Below are 2,036 nucleotides of genomic sequence, written 5' to 3' on the forward strand. Positions count from 1 at the left end.
TTTCAGAATGATATAAATAAATCCATAAATTGAGATAAATCGAAACTATTTATACCCTGTGGGGGTATATGTTATAGTATAAGTAATTTTACTATAACATTTTTATTAGGAAGGGTTAATTTGAAGAATAATGGTGAAGCGCATAATCATCAAAATCACATGAATCATTCTAATCAAATGCATCATGATAACCATGCCTTACATCATCATAGTGGCCATGCACATCATCATGGAAATTTTAAAGTTAAGTTTTTTGTTTCATTAATTTTTGCAATACCTATCATTCTTTTATCGCCACTGATGGGTGTTAACTTACCTTTTTAATTCACATTTTCAGGTTCTGAATGGGTAGTGTTAATATATGGTGCAAAACTTATGGTAGGGTGCAGGTTATAATATTGTTGCTGTACCTTTAGCAGCTGGCGCATTAGCTTTTATCGGGTTAATATTATCACCAGCTGTAGGAGCAATATTAATGTCTTTAAGTACAGTTATAGTAGCGATTAATGCTTTTACATTAAAATTAAAAGAAAAGAGGTAAACCTTATGTATAATAAAGTTTTTGCAATTTTAATTATAATTTTTTCCATAATAATTATTGCCTCTAATGATACTTTCGCAGAAAGTAAGAATGATATGATGAATATGAAAGAAGATAAGAAAAATACAATGGATATGACAAATATGAAACATCATGACGAAAGAAAGAAATTAAATTCTTCACAAGGAAAAAATGAAATAATATTTCCTAAAGTTGCAGAGTCAAAAAAAGATAACAATGGTTATAAAAATTATACATTAAAAGCTCAGGAAGGAAAGACAGAGTTTTACAAAAATAATTTTTCTAATACTCTAGGCTACAATGGAAATTTACTTGGACCAACTTTAAAATTAAAAAAAGGAGATAAAGTTAAAATTAAGTTAATAAATAACTTAGATGAAAATACAACATTTCATTGGCATGGATTAGAAGTAAATGGAAAAGTGGATGGAGGGCCTTCTCAGGTTATAAAACCAGGAAAAGAAAAAACTATAAAATTTGAGGTTAATCAAGATTCTGCTACGTTATGGTATCACCCCCACCCCTCTCCAAATACAGCTAAACAAGTTTATAATGGCTTATCAGGATTATTATATATAGAAGATAGTAAAAAGAATAATTATCCTAGTAATTATGGAAAAAATGATTTGCCTATAATAATCCAAGATAAAACATTTGTATCTAAAAAATTAAATTATTCAAAAACGAAAGACGAAGATGGCACTCAAGGTGATACTGTTCTTGTGAACGGAATAGTAAACCCCAAACTTACAGCAAAAGAAGAGAAAATACGTTTGAGACTTTTAAATGGTTCTAATGCTCGAGATTTAAATCTTAAGCTAAGTAATAATCAAAGTTTTGAGTATATTGCTTCAGATGGCGGTCAATTAAAAAACGCTAAAAAATTAAAAGAAATTAATTTAGCTCCTTCAGAAAGAAAAGAAATAGTAATAGATTTATCTAAAATGAAAGGCGAGAAAATCAGTCTGGTTGATAATGATAAAACTGTAATTTTACCGATTAGTAACAAAGAGAAAAGTTCTAACAAAAGTAATACACCAAAAGTAGGTAAGAAAATAAAATTAGAAGGTATGAATGATCATGTTACCATTAATGGTAATAAATTCGATCCTAACAGAATAGATTTTACACAAAAGTTAAACCAGAAAGAAGTATGGGAAATTGAAAACGTCAAAGATAAAATGGGTGGTATGAAACATCCTTTCCACATCCATGGAACGCAATTTAAAGTTTTATCTGTGGATGGGGAGAAACCTCCAAAAGATATGAGGGGTAAAAAGGATGTTATATCTTTGGAACCTGGACAAAAAGCTAAAATAGAGGTTGTATTTAAAAATACTGGAACATACATGTTTCACTGTCATATACTTGAGCATGAAGATAATGGAATGATGGGTCAAGTAAAAGTAACAAACTAATCAATAGGGAGATTTTAATATGATGAAAAAAGATAAAGACACTAATGACCAAAAAA

The 2,036-nt window shown here is 29.1% G+C and carries 1 protein-coding gene and 2 pseudogenes; all 3 read left to right on the forward strand.

Translation table 11 applies throughout. The annotated features are described in order from the left end of the window. Window positions 1–120: 120 nt before the first annotated feature. Window positions 121–321 (forward strand): annotated as a pseudogene (locus HMPREF2561_RS10230) (hypothetical protein); the annotation flags it as partial. Window positions 322–361: 40 nt separating this feature from the next. Continuing rightward, window positions 362–541, forward strand: a pseudogene (locus HMPREF2561_RS11065) (copper-transporting ATPase); the annotation flags it as partial. 5 nt (window positions 542–546) lie between these two features. Beyond that, window positions 547–1,980, forward strand: coding sequence for a multicopper oxidase family protein (locus HMPREF2561_RS10235; RefSeq protein WP_049417917.1), 1,434 nt, complete (start codon window positions 547–549; stop codon window positions 1,978–1,980). The last annotated feature ends 56 nt before the right edge of the window (window positions 1,981–2,036 follow it).

The organism is Staphylococcus sp. HMSC069E10 (assembly GCF_001809205.1).
Classification (GTDB): Bacteria; Bacillota; Bacilli; order Staphylococcales; family Staphylococcaceae; genus Staphylococcus; species Staphylococcus hominis.